The 21645-nt window shown below is 66.3% G+C and carries 21 protein-coding genes; 8 read left to right on the top strand and 13 right to left on the bottom strand.

What is annotated here, in order from left to right:
- Positions 1-181: 181 nt before the first annotated feature.
- A complete protein-coding gene (locus I6F28_RS31720) occupies positions 182-2851 on the bottom strand; it encodes a TIGR02302 family protein (protein ID WP_225142839.1) in 2670 nt (889 codons plus the stop codon).
- Positions 2852-3020: 169 nt separating this feature from the next.
- On the opposite strand from I6F28_RS31720, the gene I6F28_RS31725 reads away from it, so the two are divergent.
- Together I6F28_RS31725 and I6F28_RS31730 are read left to right on the top strand one after the other, a co-directional pair.
- On the top strand, positions 3021-3404 hold the full coding sequence (locus I6F28_RS31725; protein ID WP_028134137.1) for a carboxymuconolactone decarboxylase family protein: 384 nt from the start codon (positions 3021-3023) through the stop codon (positions 3402-3404).
- A gap of 218 nt (positions 3405-3622) precedes the next feature.
- Complete coding sequence (locus tag I6F28_RS31730) at positions 3623-4513, top strand: NAD(P)-dependent oxidoreductase (protein WP_225142841.1); 891 nt, start codon at positions 3623-3625, stop codon at positions 4511-4513.
- 131 nt (positions 4514-4644) lie between these two features.
- On the opposite strand, the gene lysA is transcribed toward I6F28_RS31730, so the two are convergent.
- From lysA to argH, 3 genes are all read right to left on the bottom strand, one after another.
- Positions 4645-5910: a diaminopimelate decarboxylase gene (gene lysA / locus I6F28_RS31735; protein ID WP_225142843.1), complete on the bottom strand. Its 1266-nt coding sequence runs from the start codon at positions 5908-5910 to the stop codon at positions 4645-4647.
- Between the two features lie 23 nt (positions 5911-5933).
- On the bottom strand, positions 5934-6227 hold the full coding sequence (gene lptM / locus I6F28_RS31740) for an LPS translocon maturation chaperone LptM (RefSeq protein WP_035996882.1): 294 nt from the start codon (positions 6225-6227) through the stop codon (positions 5934-5936).
- A gap of 94 nt (positions 6228-6321) precedes the next feature.
- Positions 6322-7719, bottom strand: a complete 1398-nt coding sequence (gene argH, locus I6F28_RS31745; RefSeq protein ID WP_225142845.1) for an argininosuccinate lyase — start codon at positions 7717-7719, stop codon at positions 6322-6324.
- Positions 7720-7819: 100 nt separating this feature from the next.
- Between argH and tlpA the strand changes: the two genes are divergently transcribed.
- Complete coding sequence (gene tlpA / locus I6F28_RS31750; RefSeq protein ID WP_225142846.1) at positions 7820-8485, top strand: thiol:disulfide interchange protein TlpA; 666 nt, start codon at positions 7820-7822, stop codon at positions 8483-8485.
- A 4-nt stretch (positions 8486-8489) separates the two neighbouring features.
- Here tlpA and I6F28_RS31755 read toward each other — a convergent pair whose 3' ends face one another.
- The 6 genes from I6F28_RS31755 to I6F28_RS31780 all read right to left on the bottom strand — a co-directional run bounded on the left by I6F28_RS31755 (position 8490) and on the right by I6F28_RS31780 (position 12555).
- On the bottom strand, positions 8490-8684 hold the full coding sequence (locus I6F28_RS31755; RefSeq protein WP_036020754.1) for a glutathione S-transferase family protein: 195 nt from the start codon (positions 8682-8684) through the stop codon (positions 8490-8492).
- Positions 8685-8888: 204 nt separating this feature from the next.
- Entirely contained in the window at positions 8889-9770 is an 882-nt protein-coding gene (locus I6F28_RS31760) for a 3-hydroxybutyryl-CoA dehydrogenase (RefSeq protein ID WP_035996839.1), read from the bottom strand.
- Between the two features lie 194 nt (positions 9771-9964).
- Complete coding sequence (locus I6F28_RS31765) at positions 9965-10909, bottom strand: electron transfer flavoprotein subunit alpha/FixB family protein (protein ID WP_225142848.1); 945 nt, start codon at positions 10907-10909, stop codon at positions 9965-9967.
- The gene (locus I6F28_RS31770; protein WP_157286821.1) at positions 10909-11658 is read right to left on the bottom strand and encodes an electron transfer flavoprotein subunit beta/FixA family protein; all 750 of its coding nucleotides are present in this window, start codon (positions 11656-11658) and stop codon (positions 10909-10911) included. The genes I6F28_RS31765 and I6F28_RS31770 overlap by 1 nt, the downstream gene beginning before the upstream one ends.
- Before the next feature lie 127 nt (positions 11659-11785).
- Positions 11786-12358, bottom strand: a complete 573-nt coding sequence (locus I6F28_RS31775) for a cob(I)yrinic acid a,c-diamide adenosyltransferase (protein WP_035996833.1) — start codon at positions 12356-12358, stop codon at positions 11786-11788.
- 2 nt (positions 12359-12360) lie between these two features.
- Complete coding sequence (locus I6F28_RS31780; protein ID WP_036020744.1) at positions 12361-12555, bottom strand: twin transmembrane helix small protein; 195 nt, start codon at positions 12553-12555, stop codon at positions 12361-12363.
- Positions 12556-12867: 312 nt separating this feature from the next.
- Here I6F28_RS31780 and I6F28_RS31785 point away from each other — a divergent pair, with 312 nt between their 5' ends.
- Positions 12868-13761 (top strand): YihY/virulence factor BrkB family protein, encoded by an 894-nt coding sequence (locus I6F28_RS31785; RefSeq protein WP_109142243.1) that lies wholly within the window; start codon positions 12868-12870, stop codon positions 13759-13761.
- Here I6F28_RS31785 and I6F28_RS31790 read toward each other — a convergent pair.
- Positions 13688-14941, bottom strand: a complete 1254-nt coding sequence (locus I6F28_RS31790; protein WP_225142850.1) for an ATP-binding protein — start codon at positions 14939-14941, stop codon at positions 13688-13690. The two genes, I6F28_RS31785 and I6F28_RS31790, sit on opposite strands and share 74 nt — an antisense overlap.
- 101 nt (positions 14942-15042) lie before the next feature.
- Positions 15043-15915 carry a tRNA glutamyl-Q(34) synthetase GluQRS gene (gene gluQRS / locus I6F28_RS31795; RefSeq protein WP_225142852.1) on the bottom strand — a complete coding sequence of 291 codons (873 nt, stop codon included), beginning with the start codon at positions 15913-15915 and terminating at the stop codon, positions 15043-15045.
- A 184-nt stretch (positions 15916-16099) separates the two neighbouring features.
- On the opposite strand from gluQRS, the gene I6F28_RS31800 reads away from it, so the two are divergent.
- Positions 16100-16753, top strand: a complete 654-nt coding sequence (locus tag I6F28_RS31800) for a DNA-3-methyladenine glycosylase family protein (RefSeq protein ID WP_225142854.1) — start codon at positions 16100-16102, stop codon at positions 16751-16753.
- Here the strand turns inward: I6F28_RS31800 and I6F28_RS31805 are convergent.
- The gene (locus tag I6F28_RS31805; RefSeq protein ID WP_225142856.1) at positions 16750-17637 is read right to left on the bottom strand and encodes a LysR family transcriptional regulator; all 888 of its coding nucleotides are present in this window, start codon (positions 17635-17637) and stop codon (positions 16750-16752) included. The two genes, I6F28_RS31800 and I6F28_RS31805, sit on opposite strands and share 4 nt — an antisense overlap.
- 181 nt (positions 17638-17818) lie before the next feature.
- On the opposite strand from I6F28_RS31805, the gene I6F28_RS31810 reads away from it, so the two are divergent.
- The 3 genes from I6F28_RS31810 to I6F28_RS31820 are packed head-to-tail and all read left to right on the top strand — an operon-like array spanning position 17819 to position 21558.
- On the top strand, positions 17819-18793 hold the full coding sequence (locus tag I6F28_RS31810) for an NAD(P)H-dependent flavin oxidoreductase (RefSeq protein WP_035996871.1): 975 nt from the start codon (positions 17819-17821) through the stop codon (positions 18791-18793).
- 34 nt (positions 18794-18827) lie between these two features.
- Positions 18828-20009 (top strand): ABC transporter substrate-binding protein, encoded by a 1182-nt coding sequence (locus tag I6F28_RS31815; RefSeq protein WP_036020716.1) that lies wholly within the window; start codon positions 18828-18830, stop codon positions 20007-20009.
- Positions 20010-20031: 22 nt separating this feature from the next.
- Positions 20032-21558 carry an acyl-CoA synthetase gene (locus tag I6F28_RS31820; protein WP_225142895.1) on the top strand — a complete coding sequence of 509 codons (1527 nt, stop codon included), beginning with the start codon at positions 20032-20034 and terminating at the stop codon, positions 21556-21558.
- Positions 21559-21645 lie beyond the last annotated feature (87 nt).

The raw sequence follows: 21645 nt of genomic DNA on the forward strand, positions 1-21645 counted from the left end.
TGATTGCGAGCGCAGCGAAGCAATCCAGACTGCCGTCGCGGAAAGACTCTGGATTGCTTCGCTGCGCTCGCAATGACGAAAACTGTGGCGCGATCGTAGCCCGCATCAGCGCAGCTAATATGCGGGAACACTGCCCCGGATGTCGCTGCGCTCATCCGGGCTACGAGAACTGAGCCGTCCCTCAAAACTCCTTCAGCAGCCGCTCGAGATAGTCGAGCTCGATCTGCGGCCGCGAAGGATCGCCGAGACGGCGGCGGAGCTCTTCGAGAATACGGCGGACACGCTGCGTATCGATCTCGCCGGGAATCTTGACCGTATAATCGTCGCCATATTCGCGCCCATGCAGCGGCCGGCCGAGCGGATCGGTCTGGTTGCCGCCGCTCTGCTGCCGGCCGGCACGCTGGCCGGGGCCGTCGCCCTGGCCGTCGCCATCGCCCTGCTGCATCGCCTCGGCCATCTTCTGCGCACCCTTGCGCATGGCGTCGAGTGCCTTGCCCTGCGAGTCCACGGCGCCGTCGGCATTACCCTCGCCGAGCTTTGATCCGGCATCGCCCATGGCACCGTCGGCTGCATCCAGGCTGCCGTCATCGCCCTGGTCGCCATCCTGATCGCCGTTCTGGCCGGGCTGGCCCTGCTCGCCTTGCTGACCCTTCTGGCCCTTCTGTGCCTGCTGGCCCTGCTGACCCTTCTGCCCCTTCTGAGTGAGGCCGCGCTTGGCAAGCTCGTCCTGCAGCTTCTTCAGGCGGTCGCGCAGTCCCTGCTGGTCCTGCTGCAGCTCCGACATGGACTGATCGCCCTGCTGCTGCTTGCCGCGCGAGCGGTCGCGCCGGGAATCCTGGCCCTGCTTGAACGTCTTGTCGCGCAATTGCTGCTGCTTGCGGATCATGTCGCCGAGCTCATTGAGCGCCTGCTCCATGTCACTCTCGCCGGACTGCCCCGGCTGCGCCATCTGCAGGCCTTCCAGCATCTGCTGGAGCTGGTCGAGCAACTGCTTGGCCGCATCCTTGTCGCCGGAGCGCGACAGGCGCTCCATCCGATCGATCATGTTCTGCAGATCCTGCTGACGCAGGACCTTGGTGTTCGGATCGAGCGGCCGCGCCAGCTGCTGCGGGTCATTGTTGTTGCGGAACTGCTCGGCGAGCTGGCGCATGAAATCGTTCAGCGCCTGACGCAGATCCTGCGTGAGCTTCTTGATCTCCTCGTCGCTTGCACCGCGCTCCAGCGCCTGCTTCAGCGCCTCCTGGGCCGCGCGCAACGCCTTCTCGACGTCGGAGATCTTGCCGTCCTCGATCGTCACCGCAAGCGCCCACAGGCTCGCCACGACCTCGCGCAAGGCATCGTCGGTACGCGCCGCTTCGAGCTGCCGGGCCACGCTGTGCAGGCCGAGATATTGTCCCGGCTCCGGCGTGAACATCTCGGGCGCGATCATCAGCCCGTCGAGCGCGGCATAGACGTCCGAATTCTTGTTGGCGTCGAGCGCGAGGATGCGGCGCTGCTCGATCAATGCACGGGCCAGCGGCTTGGTGAAGAGCCGCTCGGGCAGGCGCATGTTGAACGGCTCGCTGGCGGCCTCGTTGCCGGCCTCGTCCTTGGCCGTGAGCGTCAGCGTGACCTCGGCGCCGGCATAGGGATCCTCGCTGAGATCCTTCACGGATTGCCCGACGCCGTTGCGGGTGCGCGCATTCGGCAGCGCGAGCGGGAATTTCGGCGGCTGGAACAGCGGCCGCGGCGCCGTCCTGCTGTCGCCATCACCGGCGGCGGCCTTCGGACCATCCTTGGGGCCATCCTTGGCACCATCTTTGGCGTCGGTCGGCCGCGGGGCGAATTTCGCCTCGGCGCCGGTGACGCCGTAATCGTCCTCGATCTTGTAGGAGAGCTGGAGCGCGCCGCGCGCCTGGCGCTCCGGGTCCTTCGCGAGCGCGATCGTCGGCGGACGATCCGGCGTGGCGGCGAAGGCCCATTGCGGCTGGCCGGAGGGCGCCCGGACATGCGCGGTGCCGTCGCCGGAAATCGCGAAATGCCTTTCGTTGGTCCCCTTGGGGCCGGCTTCGGCCGGGGCGACCTCCTTGAGGCCGCCAGAGACGGCGACATCCAAATTGCCGCCGGAGGAGCGCACGATCAGGGTCGAGCCGGCGGGAACGGCAAGCGGGCCGCTGGCGGGCAGCGCCGCGGCTTCCTTGTTGGCGGCCGACAGGATGACCGGCGGCCTGCCGGTGTAGAGCGGCGGCGTGACCCAGGCATCGACGCGAACATTGGCCGGCGCCAGCACCCCGTTCCAGTCGAAGGCGGCGCCAAGGCGCATCGCACGCTCGTCACCCGCGGCAAAGAAGGTCGCGACCAGCATCACCATCACGAGGGCACGCAGCGCCCAGGGGTCGTGAAGCGCGAGCCGGGGCTGCGGCACACCGGCGCGGATGCGCTTGATGGAGGCGAGCGTGCGCTCGCGCTGCGCCTGCCACAGCGCCTGCGCGACCGGGTCCTGTGAGGTCAGCGTGTCCGTGAGCGCGGTGGCCGGGCGGTGCCGGATGCCGGAGCCACGGTCGAGCCGAGCCAGCGCTTCCTCGCGGCTCGGCCAGCGGAAGCGAATCAGCGGGAACAGGGCGGCCGCCGCGATCGCGGCGAAGAGGGCGAGACCGACGGCCCTGGCCGTGAACGGCAGCGCCAGCCAGAGGCCGGCCCAGGACACCACCAGGAACAGGCCGACGACGGTCAGAAGGCGCGCCGCATTGGGCCAGGCACGCTCCCACGCGATGGCATAAGTTGCCCGATCAAGGGCCTGCGCCAGCTTCAGCCGCGACAGCGCATCGCCGTTGCGGATCGGGTCTGACGGCTCGGGGGGGACGCCGTTCAATCAACTCTCCAGGTTGCCCGGTAGAGCAGAGCCTATCACAACGGCAGCACTGAGGCATCCGTTCCCGTACGGGAGCGCCTCCTTTTCCCGCATAACACGAGGACGTGACTGGCCGGGTGCAACCCCGTAATTTCCGCGCGCCAATCTCGAGGGAAACGAAGGAAACGCCATGGACAAGAAGATGCACGACAAGGGCCTGGAAGTCCGCAAAGCTGTGCTGGGCGAGGCCTATGTCAACAACGCCCTGAAGAACGTCGACGATTTCAACCGCCCGTTCCAGGAGATGCTCAACGAATATTGCTGGGGCACGGTGTGGGGCCGCGAGGAGCTGCCGCGCAAGACCCGCAGCATGCTCAACATCGCCATGATCGCGATCCTCAACCGTCAGCACGAGTTTCGCGCGCACCTGAAGGGCGCGCTGACCAACGGCGTCACCCGCGAGGAGATCCGCGAGATCCTGATGCAGGTCGCGATCTATGGCGGCATGCCCGCCGCGGTCGACAGCTTCCGCATCGCGCGCGAGGTGTTCGCAGAGATCGACGGGAAGGCGTGAGACCCAGCGCCAATCTCAACTGTCGTCCCGGGGCGCGCGAAGCGCGAGCCCGGGACCCATAGCAACAGGACGATGTTGCTACGACGACTCGGAGCGGCGCCTTTGCGGGACGATTCCTCCTTGTTGTGGTTATGGGTCCCGGACCGGCGCGCGCTTTAGGGCGCGCTTGTCCGGGACGACATCGGTGTGCGCGTTTTCAACAACCAAAGGGAAACACCATGGACATCGGATTCATCGGGCTCGGAAACATGGGTTTCCCGATGGCGCGGCGGCTGATCGAGGCGGGGCACAGGCTCGTCGTATTCGACACGCGCAAGGAGGTTATCGGCAAGCTGGTCGCGCGCGGTGCCCTTGCCGCGTCGTCGCCGAAGGACGTCGCTGACCAGGCCGAGACCGTCATGGCGAGTTTGCCTTCGCTGCAGGCTTCACTCGACGTCGCAACGGGAGCGAACGGCGTGATCGAGGGCAGGCGCGCCAAACGCTTCGTCGATCTCTCCACCGTCGGCTCGGCAATGGCTGTGAAGATTCACGGGCTGCTCGCCGAGCGCGGCATCGTGCAGATCGACTGTCCCGTCTCCGGCGGCGTCGGCGGCGCCGAGAAGGGCACGCTTGCCGTGATGGTGTCGGGCCCGAAAGCCGAGTTCGAGCTGCTCAAGCCCGCGCTCGAGGTGATCGGAAAGGTGTTCTTCATCGGCGAGAAGCCGGGCGCGGCGCAGACCATGAAGCTCGCCAACAATTTTCTGTCGGCGACCGCGATCGTCGCGACGTCGGAAGCCGTGGTGATGGGCGTGAAGGCCGGGCTCGATCCCGCCGTGATGATCGACGTCATCAATGCCGGCTCGGGCATGAACACCGCGAGCCGCGACAAGTTTCCGCGCGCGGTGCTGCCGCGCACCTTCGACTTCGGCTTCGCCACGGGATTGATGGTGAAGGACGTGCGGCTGGCGCTGGAGGAGATGAAGCAGCTCGGCCTGTCGATGGAGGTCGCCGACGCGGTCGGACGGTTGTGGGAAACGGTGATCAGCGCCGAAGGCGCCGAGTCCGATTTCACCGCGGCGATCAAGCCGATCGAGAAGAAAGCGGGTGTGATCGTAGGCCGAAAAAACTGACGTTCAGCGAAATAGCGCGGTCGTGCTGAATTTACCCGACAGTTCAAGCGGTTTTGCCTGACGACCACGCATCATCGCGAAAGCCCCGGTCTACTGTGCATGGGGTTGTTTTGCAGGTTTTGGTAGCGGCCTCACAGCCACGGCGCCGGCGTGTCCATCGCAATGAGCTGCTCGACCTCCACGCGCGGGCGCACCACGGCGTATTGGTCGCCCTTCACCAGCACCTCGGGCACCAGCGGCCGGGTGTTGTAGGTGCCGGCCTGCACCGCGCCATAGGCGCCTGCGGTCATGATGGCGAGGAGATCGCCGGGCGCGGGCGTCGGCAACGTGCGGTCGAGGGCAAGATAGTCGCCGGTCTCGCAGACCGGGCCGACGACATCGGCCTTGATGGTGGCGGCGCCCTTGGCGGGCTGCTTCACCGCCAGGATGTCGTGATGCGCCTCGTACAGTGTCGGGCGGATCAGGTCGTTCATGGCCGCGTCGATGATGACGAAATTCTTGCCGTCGCCGTGCTTCACATAGATCACCTTCGCGACCAGGATGCCGGCATTGCCGACGATCATGCGGCCCGGCTCGAACATCAGCGTGCAGCCGAGATTGTGGCTGACGCGCTTGACCATGGCGGCATAGGCGGCCGGCGCCGGCGGCGCCTCGCGATCCATGTAATAGGGGATGCCGAGGCCACCACCGAAATCGACGTGGCTGATGTCGTGGCCGTCCGCCCGAAGGGTCTGCACGAATTCGGAGAGGATGCGGAACGCGGTCTCCATGCCGGACAGGTCGGTGATCTGGCTGCCGATATGCACGTCGGTGCCGGTCACCTTGATTCCGGGCAGCTTCGCCGCGCGCGCATAGACCTCGCGGGCATGCACGATCGGGATGCCGAACTTGTTCTCGGACTTGCCGGTGGAGATCTTTGCATGCGTGCCGGCATCGACGTCGGGATTGACGCGGAGCGAGATGCGCGCGGTCTTGCCCATCTCGGTCGCCAGGCGCGACAGCAGCTCGAGCTCCGGCTCGGATTCGACGTTGAGGCAGAGGATGTCGGCGGCGAGCGCCGCGCGCAGCTCTGCCTCGGTCTTGCCGACGCCGGAGAAGACGATCTTGCTGGCGGGAATGCCGGCGGCCAAAGCGCGCTTCAGCTCGCCGCCCGAAACCACGTCGGCGCCGGCGCCGAGCTTGGCCAGCGTCCGCAGCACCGACTGGTTGGAGTTCGCCTTCATGGCGTAGCAGACCAGCACCTTCTCGCCGGCAAAGGCCTCGGTGAAGACGCGGTAATGCCGCTCCAGCGTTGCGGTCGAATAGCAGTAGAACGGCGTGCCGACGGTGGCGGCCAGCTCGGACAGGTTCACCGCCTCGGCGTGCAGCACGCCGTTGCGATAGTCGAAATGGTTCATGGCGCAGGCTCGGTTGTCCCGGCTTATTTCTTGCCGGGAGGTTCGTCCAGGAGCGGGTCGAGAATAAACGATTTCTTCCGGCCCTTGGCCGCCGCGGGCGCAGCATCCGCGCTGGCCGTGGGTTCGAACAGGCTCGGCGCCTTCTGGGCCGCGGTCTCGGGCTCGACGGGTGCGGCGCCGGTGGCTGCGGGGGCGTTGGAGGCGGTCGGCGGCAGATCCAGCGGGCCCTTGCGGCCGCAACCTGCAAGCGCGAGCGCCGTCAGGCTCAAGACAATGATGGCCCACCCCGAGCCGGCCGGGCGAAACTTTGACGTCACGACGAAAATCCCCACTACGCGCGGCGCACCATACAGAGATTGGCGCGTTCTGGCGAGAGCCGGATGACCATGAAACATAAGCGAAATTTTGCCCTCAGCCCAATTTTCGCTCTTTTTCCAGCCGCTTCGCCCAGGCCTTGGCCTGGGACGCCACGTTCTTCGGCGCGGTGCCACCAAAGCTGGTGCGGCTCTTCACCGACGATTCGACCGACAGCACGCCGAGCACGTCCTTGGTGATTTTGGGCTCGATCGCCTGCATCTCCTTCAGCGGCAGCTCGTGCAGTGCAACGCCTCCCTCGGCGGCCTTGGCGACGATGCGGCCCGTGACGTGGTGCGCCTCGCGGAACGGCATCCTCAGCGTCCGCACCAGCCAGTCGGCGAGGTCGGTCGCCGTGGCATAGCCCTCGCCCGCGGCCGCCTTCATCTTGGGTTCGTCCGGAACGAGATCACGGACCATGCCGGTCATGGCGCGGATTGCCAGCGACAGCGCGGCAAAACCCTCCATGGCGCCCTGCTTGTCCTCCTGCATGTCCTTTTGATAGGCGAGCGGCAGGCCCTTCATGACGATCAGGAGGCCGTTGAGCGCGCCGATGACGCGGCCGGTCTTGGCGCGCACCAGCTCGGCGGCATCCGGGTTGCGCTTCTGCGGCATGATCGAGGATCCCGTGGTGAACTTGTCGCTGAGCCGGATCATGCCGACCAGCGGCGAGGTCCAGATCACGATCTCCTCGGCAAAGCGCGACATGTGCACGGCGCAGATCGCGGCGGCCGACAGCGTCTCCAGCACGAAATCGCGGTCGGAGACGGCATCGAGCGAGTTCGCCATCGGGCGGTCGAACAGGAGCGCCTTCGCGGTGGCATGGCGGTCGATCGGGAACGAGGTGCCGGCGAGCGCAGCCGCGCCCAGCGGCGATTCGTTCAGGCGCTTGCGGGCGTCCTGGAAGCGGCCGCGGTCGCGCGCCGCCATCTCGACATAAGCCAGCAAGTGATGGCCGAACGTGACGGGCTGCGCCGTTTGCAGATGCGTGAAGCCGGGCATCACGGTTGCGGCGTGCTCCAGCGCGCGGTCCACCAGGGCCTGCTGGAACGCGGCGAGCGCGGCATCGGTCTCGTCGATGACGTCGCGGACGAACAGACGGAAGTCGGTGGCGACCTGGTCGTTGCGCGAACGCGCGGTGTGCAGCCTTCCGGCGGCCGGGCCGATCAGCTCCGACAGGCGGCTCTCGACATTCATATGGATGTCCTCGAGCGCGCGCTTGAATTCGAAGCCGCCCTTGCCGATCTCTGACAGGATTGTGTCTAGACCCTTGCCGATATTTTTCGCATCAGAAGCCGTGATGATGCCCTGATTGGCCAACATCGCGGCGTGGGCCTTGGACGCGGCAATGTCCTGGGCGAAGAGGTGACGATCGACGTCGATGGAGACGTTGATCTCTTCCATGATCTCGTCGGGGCGTTCCGAGAACCGGCCGCCCCACATCTTGTTGCTCATGATCCCCTGCTCACGCCTGATTTGCCGCACGTTTGCTGGCCGCGGCCAGCCGTATTAAGAGGCCCCTGATAGCCATATCTGCGACCGGATGACAAACGATATGCTCGACCAGAAGCCCTCCGCCACGCGCCGCATCCCCTTCGTCATCGCCGCCGTGGCGATCGTCGGGCTGGCCGGCTTCGCCGCGCTGTACGGGCTCGGCCCGAGCCGGGCGCCCTTGGGCGATCCGACCTGCAAGGCGGCGGTGGCGACGGCGCAGAAGATCGCCCCGCTCGCCCATGGCGAGGTGGCGGCGCTGACCATGGCAAGCGCCCCGCTGAAGCTGCCCGACCTCACCTTCGAGGATGCCGAGGGCAAGCCGAAGAAGCTGTCCGACTTCCGCGGCAAGACCCTGCTGGTGAACCTCTGGGCCACCTGGTGCGTGCCCTGCCGCAAGGAGATGCCGGCGCTGGACGAACTCCAGGGCAAGCTATCGGGCCCGAATTTCGAGGTGGTGGCGATCAACATCGACACCCGCGACCTGGAGAAGCCGAAAACCTTCCTGAAAGAGGCCAACCTGACCCGGCTCGCCTATTTCAGCGACCACAAAGCCAAGGTGTTCCAGGATCTTAAGGCCGTGGGACGGGCACTGGGCATGCCCACCTCCGTGCTGGTCGACCCTCACGGGTGTGAAATCGCGACGATCGCGGGGCCGGCGGAATGGGCGAGTGAGGACGCGCTCAAGCTGATCCGCGCGGCAACCGGCAAGGCCGCCGCGGCGCTTTAAGGGTTTAGGCCGTCACATTGAGATTGCCGCCGACGCCGGGGGCGACATTGGCGAGCGAGGGCTGGCCGGTGCCGAGCAGCGTCAGGACGGTGGATTTCTCCATATCCGCGTTCTGCTTGGTCAGCGTCGCCGCGATATTCGACTGCAGCGCGCCTTGCTGTGCGGCCAGCATGCTGCTGACCATTGCCATCATGTCCATTACGCGAACCCTCGTACCGGCCGTAACCTAGGCGCGAGAGGTTAACGCGACATGAATTGTCATGGAGCAGTACGGGCAATCGTGTCCCGGACAAGGGGCGGCACGCAAGTGACGCACCGCAGAGCCGGGACCTAGCCTTCAGCGCGCGGTTCCTGGGCCTCGGCTCTGCAGCGCTCCGCGCTGCGTCCGGGGCACAAGGCCACCTTACCGCGTCGGCACCGGCTTGGCGCCGCGGTAGTCGTAGAAGCCGCGCTGGGTCTTGCGGCCGAGCCAGCCGGCCTCGACGTATTTGACCAGCAGCGGGCACGGGCGGTACTTGGAGTCGGCTAGCCCCTCGTGCAGCACCTGCATGATGGAGAGGCAGGTGTCGAGCCCGATGAAATCGGCAAGCTCGAGCGGACCCATGGGATGGTGGGCGCCCAGTTTCATCGCCGCGTCGATCGCCTCGACGTTGCCGACGCCTTCATACAGCGTGTAGATCGCCTCGTTGATCATCGGCAGCAGGATGCGGTTGACGATGAAGGCCGGGAAATCCTCGGAGACCGCGACCTGCTTGCCGAGCTTGCCGACGAAGTCCTTGGCGGTCTCGAAGGTGGCGTCGTCGGTGGCGATGCCGCGGATCAGCTCGACCAGTTCCATCAACGGCACTGGATTCATGAAGTGAATGCCGATGAAGCGCTCCGGGCGGTCGGTGGCGGCGGCGAGGCGCGTGATCGAGATCGAGGATGTATCGGAGGCGACGATCGCCTCCGGCTTCAATACGGCGCAGAGCTCGTGGAAGATCTTGCGCTTGACCTCTTCCTTCTCGACCGCGGTCTCGATGACGAGGTCGCAATCGGCGAGATCGTCCAGCTTCTCGGCTAGCTTGATACGCGCAATCGCCTTGGCCCTGTCGTCCTCGGTGACGGCCTTCTTGGAGACCTGGCGCGCCAGATTGCCGTTGATGGTGGCCATGCCCGACTTGAGGCGGTCGGCCGAAACGTCGTTGAGCACCACGTCGAAGCCAGCGAGCGCCGCGACATGCGCGATGCCATTGCCCATCTGACCCGCGCCGATCACGCCGACCTTCTTGATCACTGCCGCCATATTGTCATCCACCGGAACGGCGCGCGGGGGCGCGCCCTGCCTTTTCCCCTCGAGCCGGGAGGTCCGATTTAATCAGAACCTTGGCTCGAAACCTAGATTGGATCGTCTCCAAGGCGCGCCCACGCCAAAGAAAACGCCTCAGAAACGCAACACCGGCCGGAGTTTATACCTCCGGCCGGTGTTTTCGATGCCTTTTACTTGCCGAGCTTGCCGAGTTCGGCCGTCAGCTCCGGAACCGCCTGGTAGAGATCGGCGACCAGGCCGTAGTCGGCGACCTGGAAGATCGGCGCGTCCTCGTCCTTGTTGATCGCGACGATCACCTTGGAATCCTTCATGCCGGCCAGATGCTGGATGGCGCCGGAAATGCCGACCGCGACGTAGAGCTCGGGGGCCACCACCTTGCCGGTCTGGCCGACCTGCCAGTCGTTCGGCGCATAGCCGGCGTCGACCGCGGCGCGCGAGGCACCGACACCGGCCCCAAGCTTGTCCGCGAGCGGCTCGATGTACTTGGCGAAGTTCTCGCGGCTCTGCATGGCGCGGCCACCGGAGACGATGATCTTGGCCGAGGTCAGCTCGGGGCGATCACTCTTGGCGACTTCCTCACCGACGAAAGTCGACAGGCCCGGATCGGCCGCCGCCGCCACGGTCTCGACCTGGGCGCTGCCGCCCTCGCCTGCTGCGGCGAAGGTGGAGGTGCGGACCGTGATGACCTTCTTGGCGTCCTTCGACTTCACCGTCTGAATGGCGTTGCCGGCATAGATCGGGCGCTCATAGGTATCGGGCGCGACCACCTTGGTGATCTCCGAGACCTGCATGACGTCGAGCAGAGCGGCGATGCGGGGCATCACGTTCTTGAAGCGCGAGGTCGCCGGCGCGACGATGGCGTCATAGCCGGACGCCAGCGACACCACCAGCGCAGCCAGCGGCTCGGCCAGATCGTGCGCGTAGAGGTCGCCATCGGCGAGCAGCACCTTCTTCACGCCAGCGAGCTTGGCAGCGGCATCCGCCGCGGCCTTGGCGTTCTGGCCGGCGACCAGCACCTCGACATCCGCGCCAAGCGCGGCGGCTGCGGTCAGGGCCTTGTTGGTGGCGTCCTTGAGCGATGCATTGTCGTGTTCGGCAATCAGAAGCGTCGTCATCAGAGCACCCCGGCTTCGTTCTTGAGTTTCGACACCAGCTCGGCGACGTCCTTGACCTTGACTCCGGCCTTGCGGCCCGCGGGCTCAGCCGTCTTCAGAACTTCGAGACGCGCGGCGATGTCGACGCCGTAATCGGCGACCGTCTTCTCCGCGATCGGCTTCTTCTTCGCCTTCATGATGTTGGGCAGCGAGGCGTAGCGCGGCTCGTTGAGGCGGAGATCGGTGGTGACGATCGCCGGTCCCTTCAGCTTCACGGTCTGCAGACCGCCATCGACTTCACGCGTCACCTTGAAGTCGGAGCCTTCGACCTCGAGCTTGGAGGCGAAGGTCGCCTGCGACCAGCCGAGCAGCGCGGCCAGCATCTGGCCGGTCTGGTTCGAGTCGTCGTCGATCGCCTGCTTGCCGAGAATGATTAGGCCCGGCTGCTCTTCGTCCGCAACCTTCTTCAGGATCTTGGCGACGGCGAGCGGCTCGACGGTGCCGTCCGCCTTCACCAGGATGCCGCGATCGGCGCCCATGGCAAGACCGGTGCGGATCGTCTCGGACGCCTGCGCAGGTCCAATCGAGACCACCACGACCTCGGTGGCCTTGCCGGCTTCTTTCAGGCGCAGCGCTTCCTCGACAGCGATTTCGTCGAAGGGGTTCATGGACATCTTGACGTTGGCGAGTTCAACGCCCGATCCATCGCCCTTGACGCGGACCTTGACGTTGTAATCGACCACCCGCTTTACCGGCACTAAGACCTTCATCGATCCTCTTTCACTCAATTTGGGAGGGGGGTTATCAACTGGCGCGGAACCTAAAGGCCCGATCTGCCCCGGTCAACGCGCGAACGGGTCTAATTTTGGCCTTCTGAAATGCGCCGAGCGCGATGGGTCAGCGGTTCTGGCCGGGAACCCAGAGCACGTCGCCGGCGCCATTGCCGTTCACGACCCGGCTGGCCACGAAGAGAAAGTCGGACAGGCGATTCATATATTGAATGCCAGCCGCGCTGACCGGCTCGCCCGGCTGGGCCGCCAGTTCCACGATCACGCGTTCCGCCCTGCGGCATATCGTGCGCGCCACATGCAGATGGGCCGCGGCCGGCGTGCCGCCGGGAAGCACGAAGGAGGTCAGCGGCGCGAGCTTGTCGTTGAGCATGTCGATGTCGCGCTCGAGCCGCTCGACCTGGCTCGCCACCACCCGCAGCCGCTCGGCCTTGCCTTCCCGCTCCGGCACGGCGAGATCGGCACCAAGATCAAACAGATCGTTCTGGATGCGGCCGAGCATTGCGTCGAGCTCGGGCATCTCCGCGGTGTAGAGCCTGACCACGCCGATCGCCGCGTTGGTCTCGTCGACGGTGCCATAGGCCTCGATGCGCAGATCGTATTTCGGACGCCGCTCTCCGGTTCCGAGCGCCGTCGTGCCATCGTCACCGGTCTTCGTGTAGATGCGGTTCAGCACCACCATGATCAGCGTCCCATCGCCCAGACCGCGAGCATCGCGACGATGATCGCCACGAACTGAAGCAGCACGCGCCAGCGCATCAGCTTCTGCGAGGTGTTGGGCGAGCCGCCGCGCATCATGTTGATGAGCCCGAGCAGCAGCACCAGCGCCACGGCGCCGGCTGCGGCCGGCAGGATGAAAGTACTCAGAAAAGATGCCATTTGAGGGTAGATAACACCGTGTGCGCCGGTCCGCCATCTCCCCAGCTCGTCATTCCGGGGCGACGCGGCGGGATCGAGCGAAGCGAGACCCGGCGCGTCGAGCCCGGAATCCATCGCGCCACTTGCGCCGCGGCTAGATGGATTCCGGCCTCGCGCTGCGCGCGCCCCGGAATGACAAAGGGGGCTTCGCGAACTGGCTTTTGGGCCAAGAATATCAGATGGTAGCGCGATGATTTTTCGATTTGCGCCCATTGCTTGTTCTCCTGGCCTCTCCCTACGTTCAGAAGGAGACAGCAGCGGCGTAGGTGCCAAGTGAAAGCCATCCGCTACATCTACTGCGTCGCTGAGGACGCGTTCTACACGTTCCTCGCCGATGACGGCTGGGCGATCGCGAGCCACATCGCGCTCTCGACGCTGATGGCGCTGTTCCCATTCCTGATCGTGCTGACCGCGCTCGCCGGCTTCTTCGGCTCCAAGGAACTCGCCGACCAGGCCGCCAGCCTGATGCTCCAGGTCTGGCCCAAGCAGGTCGCCGATTCGATCTCGGGCGAGGTGCATGACGTGCTGACCACCACCCGGACCGGCCTTTTGACCATCGGCGCGGCGCTGTCGGTCTATTTCGCCTCGAACGGCGTCGAGGCGCTCAGGGTGGCGCTCAACCGCGCCTATGCGGTGGTGGAGATGCGAAGCTGGTACTGGCTTCGGCTGGAGTCGATTGCCTATACGATCATTGCGGCCTTCACGGCGCTCGCTATGGCGTTCCTGATCGTGCTCGGTCCGCTCATTATCGAGGCGGCGCGGCGCCACATTCCGCTGTTCGTCGAATCCAACGAGAGCATCCTCACCTGGGTGCGCTACGGCATCTCCATCGGCGCGCTGGTGGTGGCGCTGATCATCCTGCACGCCTGGCTGCCGGCGGGACGGCGCAGCTTCCTGCAGATACTGCCCGGCATCGTCTTCACCATCGTGGCGTCACTGATCTCCAGCATCGTGTTCGGCCAATACCTGGCCCGCTTTGCCAACAACTACGTGACCATGTATGCGGGCCTCGCCTCGGTGATCATCGCGCTGGTGTTTCTGTACTTCATCGCCGCGATCTTCGTTTACGGCGGCGAGCTCAATGCCGCGATCATCAAGTCGCGGCTTCCTCACGGCGTGTCGCTTCAAGCAGCGCAGTCGCTAAAGCCCTCGGAGACACAGGCTTGACCAGGAAGGCGTCGGCCCCGGCTTCGCGCGAGGCGGCCTCGTCCTCGCCGCGGCCGGACACGCCGATGATCGGGATCCGAGCCAGCGGGGTTGGCAGCCTGCGGATCCGCCGGATGGCCTCGATGCCGTCGATGCCCGGCAGCACCATGTCCATTAGCACCGCGTCGAATGCGCCCTGCTCCAGCCGGTTCACGGTGTCCTCACCGCGCCCGATGAACTCGGCGTGATGGCCGAGCTCGGTCAGGATGGTGTTGAGCACGACGCGGCCGAACGGATTGTCCTCGACGCTGAGAACGCGAAGCGCAGCGGCCGCCTCGGGCTCGCTACCGTCCTTTGCCTTGCGGGTCTTGCCCCGTCCCGCCAAGTCCAGCGACACCGTCAATGTGAAGGTGGCGCCGCCACCGCGGCGCGGAGCGACATTGATGTCGCCGCCCATCGCCCGCGCCAATTGCTTGACCGAGGAGAGCCCCAAGCCGGCGCCGCCGAAGCGTGCGGCGATGGTGACATTGGCCTGGGTGAACGGGCGGAAAAGCCGCTTGATCTCGGCCATGGTCAGGCCGATGCCGCTGTCGGACACGGCGAAAGCGACGCCGACCCTGCCCTTTGCTTTGCCTTTGGCGGGACGCCACGGCTCGACGGCGAGGGCTACTCCGCCCTGGTCGGTAAATTTCACGGCGTTGTCGATCAGGTTCTCAAGCGCGGCGCGCAGGCGGACGGAATCACCGACCACGAGCCCTGGGATCTTGTCGGCGATCTCGACCTTGGCCTGGAGACCTTTGGCCGCGGCGCGGCCGGCCAGGGAATCGCCGGCGGTGCGGGCGAGCGCCTTGAGATCGAACAGATCCTGGCGCGGCGTGCTGCCGCCCTTCTCCGTTCTGGCAGCATCCACGAACAGCGTGGCGAGGCTCGCCAGATGCTCGGCGCCGGCCTTGATGGTGTCGGCCCAGCGCCGCTCCCGCTCGCCGAGATCGGAGGTCGCGAGCAGGTCGCTGATCGCGAGAATGCCGGTCAGGGGGGTGCGGACCTCATGGGCAAACGCGGCCAGCGCCGCCTGGACGACATCAGGCGCAGCCGCCTTGGTGCTGCGCTTGCGCAACTGGCCGGCCGCCTTGGGCCGCTTCCGAAGCGGCCGCCGCCTGGACGTCCGGGTGGTGCGCACTGGACGCGTCTTCGCCGCCATGAATCCCCTTCGAAGTACCCTCTTCGAACCCCGCGCTGGCCAAGCATGGCACGGAGGAACGCCCGGAGTCACGGCGACGTTTCGCTAACCCCCAGAGAAACTTAACCTAATCCCACTAGCCGGCGGATCGCGGCAGGCGTGAGGCCGGCCGCGCGCAATTCGCGCAGACCGGTCGAGCGGCCCGATTTCGACAGCTTCCGACCCGCCTCATCGCGAATCAGCCGGTGATGGCGATAGGCCGGCTCGGGCAGGCCGAGCAGAACCTGGAGCAGGCGGTGCACCGCGGTGGCGTAAAACAGGTCCTGCCCCCGCACGATCTCGCTGGCGCCCTGGAGCGCGTCGTCGACGACCACCGAGAGATGGTAGCTGGTCGGCGTCTCCTTGCGGGCCAGGATGACATCGCCCCAGGCCTCCGGCCGCGCCGGCACCACGCCGCGCGCGCCGTCCGGCCCCTCGCCGAGCTCGTTCCAGCTCACGCCTGGGGCGTGACGGCAGGCGGCCGCCATGTCGAGCCGCAGCGCATAGGGCGCGCCCGAGGCGATCAGCCGCGAGCGCTCGTCAACCGACAGCGATTTGGCCTCGCCCGGATAAAGCGGCGCGCCGTCGGGATCGCGCGGCCACGGCCCGTCGGCCTCGCGCGCCGCGACCAGCCTTGCGATCTCGGCCCGACTTTCGAAGGCGGGATAGACGAGACTGAGCGCAGACATCTTGTCCAGCGCAGCGCGATAATCGGCGAGATGCTCCGACTGCCGCCGCACCGGCGTCTCCCAGGCAATCCCGAGCCAGGCGAGATCCTCGTAGATCGCCGTCTCGAACTCCGGCCGGCACCGCGTCACGTCGATGTCCTCGATCCGCAGCAACAACCGCCCGCCCGTCTTTCGCGCACGATCGAAGTTGAGCAGCGCGGAATAGGCGTGGCCGAGATGCAGGAAGCCGTTCGGGCTCGGGGCGAATCGGAAAACGGGTGGTGCCATCACATGAATCTCGTCATGGCCGGGCTTGTCCCGGCCATCCACGTTCTTCGGTACCACAGACCGATGGTGTCAACGTCACGAACAAACACCACGATCACCGCTCATGCTACACAGTGCCTCGCGGTGAGAAAGACGTGGATGGCCGGGACAAGCCCGCCATGACGCTGGAGAGAACCCGCCCGCCATGACCATCCACCTCGAAACCCAGTCCGATCTCGAAGAGGCCGTCCACACGCTGATCAAGCGCGATCCGCGGCTCAAGCCCGTGCTCGAGATCGCGGGCATGCCGGCGTTGCGGCGGCGCGAGCCCGGGTTTACGGGGCTCGCGCACATCGTCTGCGGGCAGCAGCTCTCCACCGCGAGCGCCGCGGCGATCTGGGGGCGGCTGTCGGCCGCATTCGATCCGCTCGACCATGACGCCGTGCGCCGCGCCCGCGCCGACCGGCTGGGGCGGCTCGGCCTCTCCGCCGCCAAGATCAAGACGCTCAAGCATCTCGCCCGCGAGATCGCCGCGCAGCGGCTGAATCTCGACGTGCTCGCCGAGGAGGATGCCGACGCCGCGCATCACACCCTGATCGCGCTGCCCGGCATCGGCCCCTGGACGGCCGACCTCTACTTGCTGTTCTGCCTCGGCCACGGCGATGCCTGGCCGGCCGGCGACCTCGCCGTGCAGGAAGGCATCCGTATCGGCCTCGGCCTCAAGGCGCGGCCGACGGAGAAGCAGATGGCGCCGATTGCCGAGCCCTGGCGTCCGCTGCGCGGTGCGGCGGCGCATCTGTGGTGGAGCTATTACCGCGCGGTGAAGAAGCGCGAGGGCGTGCTCGCGGAATCGGGCTAACCCCGCAGCCGCGCGCGGTCGGTCCGGGCGCATTCGGCGACGAATTCGATTACGGCGCGCACCGCCGGCAGCTCGACGAGGTCGGGATGGGCCAGCAGCCAGAGATCCGCAACGCTGGCGAGCTTCTGCGGGGCGACGCGCACGAGATCGGAATAGGCTTCGGCGACGAAGCACGACAGCGCGGAGATTCCGATGCCGGCGCGGACCGCCGCCAGCATGTCCCCCTGGGACGAGCAGCGCATCGCCACCCTTGCCTGCCGCATGACGACGTCGCTCCAGCGCGCAAGCTGCGCATTGGACGTCTGGTCGGCGAAGCCGATGACGCTGTGCTCCTTCCAATCGCCGCGCCTTTCCGGCAGGGACCGCCCGGCGGCATAATCGCGCGAGGCATAGAAGCCGGTGCCGAGACGGCCGATCTTGCGGCCGACCAGGTTCTCCTCCCCGGTATCGAAGGGCCGCAGCACCACGTCCGCCTCACGCCGGCGCACGCTCGCCGGAAATGGATGGGTGATGATCTCGAGCTGGATATGATCGTGCGCGCGCAGGAAGGCTGGCAAGCGCGGCATCAGCCAGTGCGAGGCCAGCGTCGCGCCGATCGACAGCTTGACGATGCCGCGCGCCTTGTGTCCACCCGCCGCCACTGCGGTTTCGGCCCGCAGCGCTGCGGCCGCCATGGCCTCGGCGTGCTCGCGCAAGGTCCGTCCATCCGCGGTCAGCGCCAGGCCATCGGCAGCCCGCGCCACCAATCTGGTGCCGAGCTGGGCTTCCAGCGCCGCGATCTTGCGGCTGACGGTGGGATGGCTGGTGTGCAGGCGGCGGGCGGCGGCGGTGAAGCTGCCGGTATCGGCGACCGCGACGAAGGTCTTGCAAAGGTCCCAATCCATCGGCGGCCCTGTTCATACCTGAATGATCGTCCGTTCATTATTGAACGGCCCGGGCGGCGCCGTCCAACCTTATAATGGGATCAAATCCGCGGCCACGGGCGGCCCATCCGCCCGCGCGACAATCAATACGGAAACGCCTCGTCATCCGCCCGCCGGCGGGGCCGCGTTTCGGGAGGACATGATGGCACTGCCCAATCTCTTGAAGGATTCGCTCGAGCTGCCCGTGGTCGGCTCGCCGCTGTTCATCGTCTCCGGCCCGGAACTGGTGATCGCCCAGTGCAAGGCGGGCGTCGTCGGCTCCTTTCCCGCGCTCAATGCCCGTCCGGTCGAGAAGCTCGGCGAATGGCTGAGCCGGATCGAAGACGAGCTCGGCGAGTACAAATCGCGCAATCCCGGCAAGAAGGTCGCGCCCTACGCCGTCAACCAGATCTGCCATGCCTCCAACGACCGGCTGATGAAGGACATGGAGACCTGCGTCAAGCACAAGGCGCCGATCATCATCACCTCGCTGCGGCCGCCGGCGGAGATCGTCGAGGCCGCGCATTCCTATGGCGGACTGGTGTTCCACGACGTCATCAACGTCAAGCACGCGCGCAAAGCGGCCGAGCAGGGCGTCGACGGCCTGATCCTGGTCTGCGCCGGTGCGGGCGGACACGCCGGCACGCTGTCGCCCTTTGCGCTGGTGCGCGAGGTCAAGCAATGGTTTGACGGCGCCGTCCTGCTGTCGGGCGCGATCAGCGACGGCTATGGCATCGCCTCGGCGCTGACGCTGGGCGCCGACCTCGCCTATATGGGCACGCGCTTCATCGCGACGCAGGAAGCCAATGCCGACCAAGCCTACAAATCGGCGCTGACGCAGCACGCCGCGCACGACATCGTCTACACCAACCTGTTCACCGGCGTGCACGGCAATTATCTCGGTCCGTCGATCGCTGCCGCCGGCCTCGATCCGGACAACCTCCCCGCCGCCGACAAATCGAAGATGAATTTCGGCTCCGGCGGCAACATGAAATCCAAGGCGTGGCGCGACATCTGGGGATCGGGCCAGGGCATCGGCCAGATCACCGATGCCCCGCCCGTCGCGGAGCTCGTCGACCGCATGAAGCGTGAATTCGATCAGGCGAGGCAGGATTTCCTGATGCGCGTCAGCGCCTGACGTCTCCAACTGACAAGACAAACGGGAGGATATCATGAAGCTGGCAGCCGCACTGATCGGTCTGTCCCTGCTGGCACTCGCCACGGACAGCGCCCACGCCGAAGGCACGGAGATCCGGATCGGACAGACCCTGCCCTATAGCGGCCCGGCCTCCGGCTTCGGCGCGATCGGCCGCACGCAGGAGGCGTTCTTCGAGAAGATCAATGCCGAAGGCGGCATCAACGGCCGCAAGGTCAAGTTCATCACGCTGGACGATGCCTACTCGCCGCCGAAGACGGTCGAGCAGACCCGCAAGCTGGTGGAGCAGGACGAAGTGCTGATGCTGTTCGGCTCGCTCGGCACCGCCACCAACAGCGCCGTGCATCGCTACCTCAACGGCAAGAAGGTGCCGCAGCTGTTCGTGCTTTCCGGCGCGACCAAATGGGCCGATCCGCAGAAATATCCATGGACCATGCCCGGCATGGCCGCCTATGAATCCGAAGGCGTGGTCTATGCCAAGCACGTGCTGCGCACCAAGCCGGGCGCCAAGATCGCCATCCTCTCCCAGAACGACGATTTCGGCCGCGACTACGTCGCCGGCTTCAAGCGCGCGCTCGGCGACAAGGCTGCCGGCATGATCGTTGCGGAAGCGACCTACGAGACCAGCGCGCCGACGATCAGCTCGCAGCTCTCGACCCTGAAGGCATCGGGCGCCGACGTGCTGTTCGGCGTCGTGCTCGGCAAGTTCACCTCGCAGATGATCAAGGGCGTCGCCGAGCTCGGCTGGAAGCCCGAGCTGTTCTTCGTGCCGACCTCGGCCTCGTCGATTTCGTTCCTGGAGCCGGCCGGGCTCGACAACGCCGTCGGCCTGATCTCGTCGAGCAACCAGAAGGACACGATGGACCCGCAATGGGCCAGCGATCCCGGCGTGAAGGAGTATTTCGCCTTCATGAAGCAGTACATGCCGAACGCGGATCTCTCCAACTCCAACTATGCGGCCGGCTACCATTACGCGACGCTGCTGATGACGGTGCTGAAGGCGTGCAAGGACGATTTCAGCCGCGACAACATCATGCGCCAGTCCGCCTCGCTGAAAGAGGTGAAGCTGCCGCTGCTGCTGCCCGGCATATCCGTCAGCACCGCCGCCGACGACTATCTGCCGTTCCAGCAGCTGCAGCTGCGGCGCTTCAACGGCAAGAGCTGGGTCGGCTTCGGCGACGTGCTGGACGATCGCTGACTCCAACGGAATGGGAATGACCATGATCATCAGCGGCGAACGCCGGATCGGCCATGACGAGATCCAGGCGCGCATCAGACGCGCGGCGAGCGGGCTGCGCGCCCTCGACCTTGCCGCAGGCGCACCGGTTGCCATGATGCTGCGCAACGACTTCGCCTTGTTCGAGGTGGTCGCGGCCTCGGCCGCACTGGGCAGCCCCGTGGTGCCAATCAATTGGCACCTGAAGGCCGAGGAGGTCCGCTACATCCTGACCGACAGTGGCGCGAAGATCCTGATCTGCCACGCCGACCTGCTGCCACAAATCCGCGGCGGCATTCCGGAGGATGTCCGCCTGCTCGTGGTCGCAACACCGCCCGAGCTGGCGGCGACCTTCGCCATTCCCCGTGAGCTGACCGAGATCTCTTCGGGCCTGACCGATTGGGACCGCTGGCGCGACGGCCACACGGAAACAGAGGAGCCGCCGCGCCGGGCCGCGGCGATGATCTACACGTCGGGGACCACAGGCATGCCGAAGGGCGTGCGGCGCATGCCGATGCCGCCGGAGCAGGCCGCCGCCTCGGAGCGCGTCGGCGCGATCGCCTACGGCATCAAGCCGCGCGAGGACCAGGTCGTGCTGATCAACGGTCCGATGTATCACTCGGCGCCGCATTCCTACGGCATGATGGCCTTCCGCAACGGCTGCACCATCGTGCTTCAGCCGCGGTTCGACGCCGAGGAGCTGCTGGCGCTGATCGAGCGCCACCGTGTGACGCATATCCACATGGTGCCGACCATGTTCGTGCGCCTGTTGCGCCTGCCCGAAGCGGTCAGGCAGCGCTACGACCTGTCGTCGCTGCGCTTCGTCGTGCACGGCGCGGCGCCCTGCCCGCCCGAGGTGAAGCGGGCGATGATCGAGTGGTGGGGACCGGTCATCAACGAATATTTCGGCTCGACTGAGACCGGCATCCCGGTCTGGCACTCGGCCGAAGAGGCGCTGAAGAAGCCCGGCACGGTCGGCCGCGCCATCGAAGGTGGCATCGTCAAGATCTTTCGCGACGACGGCAGCCTCTGCGATGCTGGTGAGGTCGGCGAGATCTACATGCGCCAGACCGCGGTGCCGGATTTCGACTATCACGGCAAGGCGCAGGCGCGCGCCGAGGCCGGGCGCGACGGTCTCGTCAGCGTCGGCGATGTCGGCTATCTCGATGAGGACGGCTATCTGTTCCTCTGCGACCGCAAGCGCGACATGGTGATCTCGGGCGGCGTCAACATCTATCCCGCCGAAATCGAGAACGTGTTGATCGCGATGCCCGGCGTGCGCGATTGCGCCGTGTTCGGCATTCCGGACGCGGAATATGGCGAGCGGCTGTGCGCCTGCATCGAGCCCGACAGGGCCGAGCAGCTCTCCGCCGCCGCGGTGCAGGCTTATCTGCGCGAGCGTCTGGCCAACTTCAAGGTGCCGAAGGAGGTCAAGTTCCTGGATGCGCTGCCCCGCGAGGCAACCGGAAAGATCTTCAAGCGCAAGCTGCGCGACCCCTATTGGGCGGACCGGAGGCCGGGCGGCGATTAAGTCGTCCTCCGGCCGCGTCCGCACGTGCGGAATTCCGGGCCATATTCCGTCCGGGCAGGGCCGCATGCCGGCCTCGCTCAGGTCCGC

Origin of the sequence: Bradyrhizobium sp. NBAIM14, assembly GCF_020193895.1 — a bacterium.
Taxonomy (GTDB): Bacteria; Pseudomonadota; Alphaproteobacteria; order Rhizobiales; family Xanthobacteraceae; genus Bradyrhizobium; species Bradyrhizobium yuanmingense.

Bases quoted from the DNA above. Each gene is read 5' to 3' on its own strand.
- I6F28_RS31755 (WP_036020754.1), bottom strand. From the start codon at position 8,684: ATGGACATGATGGCAATGGTCAGCAGCATGCTGGCCGCACAGCAAGGC.
- argH (WP_225142845.1), bottom strand. From the start codon at position 7,719: ATGAGCAACAAGATGTGGGGCGGCCGGTTCTCGGAACGCCCCGACGAG.
- I6F28_RS31815 (WP_036020716.1), top strand. From the start codon at position 18,828: ATGAAGCTGGCAGCCGCACTGATCGGTCTGTCCCTGCTGGCACTCGCC.
- I6F28_RS31760 (WP_035996839.1), bottom strand. From the start codon at position 9,770: ATGGCGGCAGTGATCAAGAAGGTCGGCGTGATCGGCGCGGGTCAGATG.
- gluQRS (WP_225142852.1), bottom strand. From the start codon at position 15,915: ATGGCACCACCCGTTTTCCGATTCGCCCCGAGCCCGAACGGCTTCCTG.
- I6F28_RS31725 (WP_028134137.1), top strand. From the start codon at position 3,021: ATGGACAAGAAGATGCACGACAAGGGCCTGGAAGTCCGCAAAGCTGTG.
- I6F28_RS31810 (WP_035996871.1), top strand. From the start codon at position 17,819: ATGGCACTGCCCAATCTCTTGAAGGATTCGCTCGAGCTGCCCGTGGTC.
- tlpA (WP_225142846.1), top strand. From the start codon at position 7,820: ATGCTCGACCAGAAGCCCTCCGCCACGCGCCGCATCCCCTTCGTCATC.
- I6F28_RS31775 (WP_035996833.1), bottom strand. From the start codon at position 12,358: ATGGTGGTGCTGAACCGCATCTACACGAAGACCGGTGACGATGGCACG.
- I6F28_RS31790 (WP_225142850.1), bottom strand. From the start codon at position 14,941: ATGGCGGCGAAGACGCGTCCAGTGCGCACCACCCGGACGTCCAGGCGG.
- I6F28_RS31820 (WP_225142895.1), top strand. From the start codon at position 20,032: ATGATCATCAGCGGCGAACGCCGGATCGGCCATGACGAGATCCAGGCG.
- I6F28_RS31805 (WP_225142856.1), bottom strand. From the start codon at position 17,637: ATGGATTGGGACCTTTGCAAGACCTTCGTCGCGGTCGCCGATACCGGC.
- I6F28_RS31730 (WP_225142841.1), top strand. From the start codon at position 3,623: ATGGACATCGGATTCATCGGGCTCGGAAACATGGGTTTCCCGATGGCG.
- I6F28_RS31800 (WP_225142854.1), top strand. From the start codon at position 16,100: ATGACCATCCACCTCGAAACCCAGTCCGATCTCGAAGAGGCCGTCCAC.
- I6F28_RS31780 (WP_036020744.1), bottom strand. From the start codon at position 12,555: ATGGCATCTTTTCTGAGTACTTTCATCCTGCCGGCCGCAGCCGGCGCC.
- I6F28_RS31770 (WP_157286821.1), bottom strand. From the start codon at position 11,658: ATGAAGGTCTTAGTGCCGGTAAAGCGGGTGGTCGATTACAACGTCAAG.
- I6F28_RS31765 (WP_225142848.1), bottom strand. From the start codon at position 10,909: ATGACGACGCTTCTGATTGCCGAACACGACAATGCATCGCTCAAGGAC.
- lysA (WP_225142843.1), bottom strand. From the start codon at position 5,910: ATGAACCATTTCGACTATCGCAACGGCGTGCTGCACGCCGAGGCGGTG.